Source organism: Streptomyces sp. ATLC9 (assembly GCF_057196705.1).
Genome location: NZ_JBXUOY010000295.1, coordinates 1 through 6,020 on the forward strand (window position 1 = coordinate 1; position 6,020 = coordinate 6,020).

Annotated in this window: 4 protein-coding genes, 1 pseudogene and 1 riboswitch; of the genes and pseudogenes, 1 reads left to right on the forward strand and 4 read right to left on the reverse strand. The window is 75.1% G+C overall.

From position 1 onward, the window contains the following. Positions 1–664: pseudogene (locus AC2CJA_RS22865) on the forward strand (hypothetical protein); the annotation flags it as partial. Between the two features lie 51 nt (positions 665–715). Here the strand turns inward: AC2CJA_RS22865 and AC2CJA_RS22870 are convergent. The 4 genes from AC2CJA_RS22870 to rlmN all read right to left on the reverse strand — a co-directional run bounded on the left by AC2CJA_RS22870 (position 716) and on the right by rlmN (position 5,842). Continuing rightward, the gene (locus AC2CJA_RS22870) at positions 716–1,753 is read right to left on the reverse strand and encodes an ABC transporter ATP-binding protein (RefSeq protein WP_484604564.1); all 1,038 of its coding nucleotides are present in this window, start codon (positions 1,751–1,753) and stop codon (positions 716–718) included. A gap of 2 nt (positions 1,754–1,755) precedes the next feature. Further along, complete coding sequence (locus tag AC2CJA_RS22875) at positions 1,756–3,450, reverse strand: ABC transporter permease (RefSeq protein ID WP_484604565.1); 1,695 nt, start codon at positions 3,448–3,450, stop codon at positions 1,756–1,758. Beyond that, positions 3,426–4,520 (reverse strand): thiamine ABC transporter substrate-binding protein, encoded by a 1,095-nt coding sequence (locus tag AC2CJA_RS22880; RefSeq protein ID WP_484604566.1) that lies wholly within the window; start codon positions 4,518–4,520, stop codon positions 3,426–3,428. Before AC2CJA_RS22880 ends, AC2CJA_RS22875 begins: the two co-directional genes overlap by 25 nt. After that, a riboswitch (TPP riboswitch) is annotated at positions 4,515–4,649 on the reverse strand. It overlaps the preceding gene by 6 nt. Positions 4,650–4,735: 86 nt before the next feature. Then, a complete protein-coding gene (rlmN, locus tag AC2CJA_RS22885) occupies positions 4,736–5,842 on the reverse strand; it encodes a dual-specificity RNA methyltransferase RlmN (RefSeq protein WP_484604567.1) in 1,107 nt (368 codons plus the stop codon). Between the last annotated feature and the right edge of the window lie 178 nt (positions 5,843–6,020).

A 6,020-nucleotide genomic window follows, 5' to 3' on the forward strand; every position in this document is an offset into this window, starting at 1 on the left:
GGAACCACCCGCGGCACTCCCCCGCCGGCCGCCGCCGGTGCCCGCCGGGCTGCCCTGGGGTGTGGCGGCCACCGCGACCGGCCTGGCCCTGGAGACCCACGCCGCCGAGCGGCTCATCGCCTCCGCCGTCCCGCGGGCGCCGCTGCCGGGCTCGCCGGACGCCCTGGACCCGGGGATCGTGGCCGGCTGGCTGCTGATCGCCGCAGGACTGGTGCTGGCCGGTCCGGGTCTGGTCCACCTGTGCGGGCTGCTGCTGGCGGCCGGCCGGCCGGGGGCGCTGCGGCTGCTGTCGGGCCGGGTGCTGCGGGAGGAGGCGCCGCGCGTGGGCCACCCGGCGGGGGTGCTGTGCGCGGTGACGGCGGGGGCGTTGACGGCGGTCCGGCTGCGCGAGCCGGGCGCGGTCCTCGGCGGCGGGGCGGCCATGGGGCCGCTGGCCGCGCTGGGGACGGCGGTGGTCGTGGTGTGCGCGGTGGCGGGCGCGCTGAGCGCGGCGTCGGATTTCCGTGCGGCCCGTGCCCCCGCCAACGACGGACTGCGGCGGCTCGGCGTACCGCGACGGCTGCTGCGCGCCGCCGCCGCGCTGCGGACGGCGGCACTGCTGGGTGTGCTGGTGTCGGTGGCCTGGCTGGTGGCGGAGCTGGCCTCGGTGCCGCTGGTGCGGTAGACAGGGCTCCGCATCGTCCGGCCCCGCCCGTTCCCTCCTTCCCGCTCGCGCTCACCCCGCGGGCAGGGCGACCACCTCGCCGGCGTCGAAGGTGGCGGACACGGCGGTACCGGGTTCGGGCGCCGTGTGCAGGGGACAGGACGCCTCCAGCGCGGGACCGCGTTCCGGCGCGAGCAGCAGGGAGATCTCCGAGGAGCCCCCACCGCGCAGGGTGCGTGCGGTGACGGTGCACGGCAGTCCCTCGCCGGACGCGGCCAGCCGTACCCCCGCGGGGCGCACCAGCAGGGTGCACGCCCCCTCCGGCGTGCCGGGCGGTACGGGTACCGCGCCCCAGGGGGTGTCGGCGCTCCGCCCCCGCACGGTCGCGGCGGCGAGGTTGGTGAAGCCCAGGAAGCGGGCGACGAACTCCGAGGCGGGGCGGAGCCACACGTCCACCGGGCTGCCGGTCTGGGCGATCCGCCCGGCCTCCATCACCACCACCCGGTCGGCGAGCGCGAACGCCTCGCCCTGGTCGTGGGTGACGGCCAGCACGGTGGTGCCCAGACGGCGAAAGAGCTGCCGCAACTCCACCACGAGCCGCTCGCGCAGGGACCGGTCGAGCTGGCCGAGCGGCTCGTCCAGCATCAGCAGACCGGGGCTGGGCGCGAGCGCGCGGGCGAGCGCGACACGCTGCTGCTCGCCGCCGGAGAGGACTGCCACGGGCCGTTTCTGCGCCCCGGGCAGACCGACCAGTTCCAGCAGTCCGGCGACCCGCTCCCGGATCTCCCCGCGCGACTCGCCGCGCATGCGCGGACCGAAGGCGACGTTGCCCCCGACGTCACGGGTGGGGAAGAGCTGGTGGTCCTGGAACATCAGACCCACTCCGCGCCGGTGCGGGGCCACCCCCCGCTGGTCGCGCCCGGCGAGCAGCACCCGCCCGGAGTCCGGCCGGGTCAGTCCCGCGACGGTCCGCAGCAGGGTGGACTTGCCGCTGCCGGAGGGGCCGAGCACGCAGACGATCTCGTGCTCGGCGACGTCGAGATCCACGGCGTCCAGGGCGGTGTGCCTCCCGAAGCGTACGGTGACGCCGTCCAGTCGCAGCGAGGCCATCCCTACAGCTCTCCCGATCGGTCGGTGCGGGCGCCCTCCAGCGCCAGCAGGGTCGCCGCGCACAGCAGCATCAGGATCGTGCTGAGCGCCATGGCCTGCCCGTAGCTGGCCTCCCCGGCCCGGCCCAGCAGGCGGGCGACGGCGACGGGCAGGGTGGGGGCGTCGGCTCGGGCGATGAAGACGGTGGCGCCGAACTCGCCCAGGGAGACGGCGAAGGCGAAGCCCGCGGCGACCAGCAGCGCCCGTCGCGCCAGCGGCAGGTCGACCTCGCGCCACACGCGCGGCGGCGAGGCGCCCAGCACCGCGGCGGCCTCGCGCAGCCGGGCGTCCACCGCCCGCAGAACCGGCAGCAGGGCACGCACCACGAAGGGGATGCCCACCAGTGCCTGGGCGAGCGGGACCAGGATCCACGACGAGCGCAGGTCCAGCGGAGGCGCGTCCAGGGCGATGAGGAAACCGAAGCCGACGGTGACCGCCGAGGTGCCCAGCGGGAGCATCAGCAGCGCGTCGAGACCGCGCAGCAGCCGCCCGGCCCGGCCGCCCGGGCCGCGCAGGGTGAGGGCGACCGCGGCCGGGACGCCGACGGCCAGGGCGACGGCGGTGGCGGTGGCCGCGTAGGCCAGGGAGTTGCCGACCGCCTCCAGCGGGGCGACGGTGAAGGTGCCGCCGGCCGCGTCGGCCGAGCCCAGGGCGCGGTAGTGGTGCAGCCCGTAGCCGCCGGGTCCGCTCAGGGAGCGTTCGACGAGCACCGCGAGCGGGGCCAGCAGCAGCACGGCGACCTGGATCAGCACCCCCGCCAGCAGCGCCCGCTGCCCGGCCCCGCGCGGACGGCGGGCGGTGCGGGCGGCGTCGACCAGGCCCAGGGCCGCCCCGCGGCGGCGGACGGTGCGCGAGTGGAAGGCCATCAGGGCGGCGACCACGGCGAACTGCAACAGGGTCAGGACGGCGGCGGTGGGCAGGTCCAGCAGCTGGGCGGTCTGCCGGTAGATCTCCACCTCCAGTGTGGCGTGGCGGGGGCCGCCGAGGATCTGGACGACTCCGAAGGAGGTGAAGGTGAACAGGAAGACCATCAGCGCGGCGGCGGCCACCGACGGGAGAAGCGCGGGGAGGGTCACGGCGCGCCAGGCGGCCCACCGGCCCGCGCCGAGCATCCGCGCGGCCTCCTCCTGGCGGGGGTCGAGCTGCGCCCACAGGCCGCCGACGATCCGCACCACCACGGCGTAGTTGAAGAAGACGTGGGCCAGCAGGATGGCGGTGACACCGGTGTCCAGCCGCACCCCCCACCACTGGTCCAGCAGCCCGCCGCGGCCGAGCAGGGCCAGGAAGGCGGAGCCGACCACGACGGTGGGCAGCACGAACGGCACGGTGACCGCCGCCCGCAGCACCCGCCTGCCGGGGAAGTCCAGGCGCGCGAGCACGTACGCGCCGGGCAGCGCCAGCAGCAGGGTGAGTGCGGTGGAGGCCACCGCCTGCCACAGCGTGAACCACACCACGCCGGCGATGTCGGGGTCGGTGAGGACGGCGGCGATCCGGTCCGGGCGCCACCGTCCGCCGTCGTACAGCCCGCGGGCGGTGATGGCGGCGACGGGGTAGGCGAAGAACAGCGCGAGGAAGACGGCCGGCACCGCCGCGAGCGCGAGGCGCGCCGCCGTCCCCGCGCGTATGCCGGTCCTCACCTCACGACGGCCGAGGTCCACGCCCTGATCCACGCCTCGCGGTTCTCGGCGATCTTCGCGGGGGCCATGGTGTGGGGGTCGTCGATCGTCTCGCCGTGGCGGGTGAAGACCTCGGGCAGTTCCGCGTCCTCGCGCACGGGGTTGACGAACATCTGCAGCGGCAGGTCCTCCTGGAAGGACCGGCCGATCAGGAAGTCCAGCAGCGCCTTGCCGCCGGCGGGATTGTCCGCGCCTTCGAGCAGCCCGGCGAACTCGATCTGGCGGAAGCAGGTGCCGGTGGCCACCCCGGTGGGGGCCTGCTCGGGCTCGGGGTCCGCGCCCAGGACCTCGGCGGGCGGGCTGGAGGCGTAGGAGACGACCAGCGGCCGGTCGCCCTTGCCCTTGCCGCCGGAGGAGCCGGAGAAGCGGTCGTAGTACGCCTGCTCCCAGCCGTCGACGACCTCGACGCCGTTGGCCTTCAGCTTCTTCCAGTACTCCTGCCATCCCTCGCCGTACTCGGCGACGGTGGCCAGCAGGAAGCCCAGGCCGGGCGAGGAGGTGGCGGCGTTCTCGGTGACCAGCAGGTCCTTGTAGGCGGGCTCGGCGAGGTCGTCGAGGGTCCTGGGCGGGGCGATGCCGCGCTCCTCGAAGTAGGCGCGGTCGTAGTTGACGCAGACGTCGCCGGAGTCGACGGGGGTGACGCGGTGCTTCCCGGCGTCGAGCCGGTACCGCGCGGGTATCTTCGCCAGGCCCTCCGCCTCGTACGGCATGAACAGGCCGTTGTCCAGGGCCCGGGAGAGCAGGGTGTTGTCGACGCCGAAGAGGACGTCGCCCTGCGGGTTGTCCTTGGACAGGATCGCCTGGTTGAGGGAGGAGCCGGCGTCGCCGCCGCGCAGCACCTCCACCTGGTAGCCGGTCCGCTCGGTGAACTCCTCCAGCACGGCGTCGGAGGCCGCGAAGGAGTCGTGGGCGACCAGGGTGACCGTCTTGCCGCCCTTCCCCTCCTCCCCGCCGTCCCCGGAGGACCGCGAGCCGCCGCACGCCGTGAGGGCGGAGAGGGTGAGTGTGCCGAGGACGGCGGCGCCCAGGGCGCGCCGGAGCTTGGTGTGCACTTTCTTCTGACTCCCTACGCCGGTACTAACCGGATCAGGTCCGAGGGTCTGCGGCTCCCCGGGCGGCCTCTCGGCTCCTCCCGGCGACACCGCACTCTCAGCGCCGTACGCGCTCCCCTGTCGGCTCCGCTGTTTCGGTACTGGTGTTCGGACTGTTTCGCTACTGTGTGCGACCACTGAGGTCACCGCCACCGTACCAGTGGCGGTCGCGTCCTTCAGCGTTCGGTGGCGGCGAGCTGGCCGCAGGCGCCGTCGATCTCCTGCCCGCGGGTGTCGCGGACGGTCACCGGCACGCCGTGCGCCTCCAGCCCGGCGACGAACGCGCGCTCGTCCTCGGGCCGGGAGGCGGTCCACTTGGAGCCCGGCGTGGGGTTGAGGGGGATGAGGTTGACGTGCGCCCGCTTGCCCGCCAGCAGCCGGCCCAGCAGGTCGGCACGCCACGCCTGGTCGTTGATGTCCCGGATGAGGGCGTACTCGACGGAGACGCGGCGGCCGGACTTCTCGGCGTACTCCCAGGCCGCGTCGAGGACCTCACGGACCTTCCACCGGGTGTTGACCGGCACCAGGGTGTCACGCAGTTCGTCGTCGGGCGCGTGCAGGGAGACCGCCAGCCGGCACTTGAGGCCCTCGTCGGACAGGCGGTGGATCGCCGGGACCAGTCCGACGGTGGAGACGGTGATGCCGCGCTGGGACAGGCCCAGGCCGTCGGGCTCGGGGTCGGTGAGGCGGCGGATGGCACCGATGACCCGCTTGTAGTTGGCCAGCGGCTCGCCCATGCCCATGAAGACGATGTTCGACAGCCTCGCGGGGCCCCCGGGCACCTCGCCGTCACGCAGGGCACGCATGCCCTCGACGATCTGGTGGACGATCTCGGCGGTGGACAGGTTGCGGTCCAGCCCGGCCTGCCCGGTGGCGCAGAAGGGGCAGTTCATGCCGCAGCCGGCCTGGGAGCTGACGCACATGGTGACCCGGTCCGGATAGCGCATCAGCACCGACTCCACCAGCGTCCCGTCGTGCAGCCGCCACAGCGTCTTGCGGGTGGTGTCGTCGTCGCAGCTGACGTGCCGCACCACGGTCATCAGCTCGGGCAGCAGCTCGTCCGCCAGCCTCCCGCGCGCGGCGGCCGGGATGTCGGTCCAGGTGGCGGGGTCGGTGGCGTACCGGGCGAAGTAGTGCCGCGACAGCTGCTGGGCGCGGAACGGCTTCTCGCCGATCGCGGCGACGGCCTCGCGCCGCTCGGCCGGGGCGAGGTCGGCGAGGTGCCGCGGCGGCCTGGCGGCTCCGCGCGGCGCGACAAAGGTGAGTTCTCCGGGTACAGGCATAACCCGTCCAGTGTGGCAGATCGGCCGTGGCGCTCCGGGCCGCGGGCGTTGCGGGAACGCGCCCTCGCGCCCGGAGGCGAACACCGGTGTCGTCCGGGGGGACGCCACCCGGCACCGGTCGCCCCTCGTGGTGGGGGGGGGGGGGGGGGGGGGCGGGGGGGGGGGGGGCGCGCGGGGC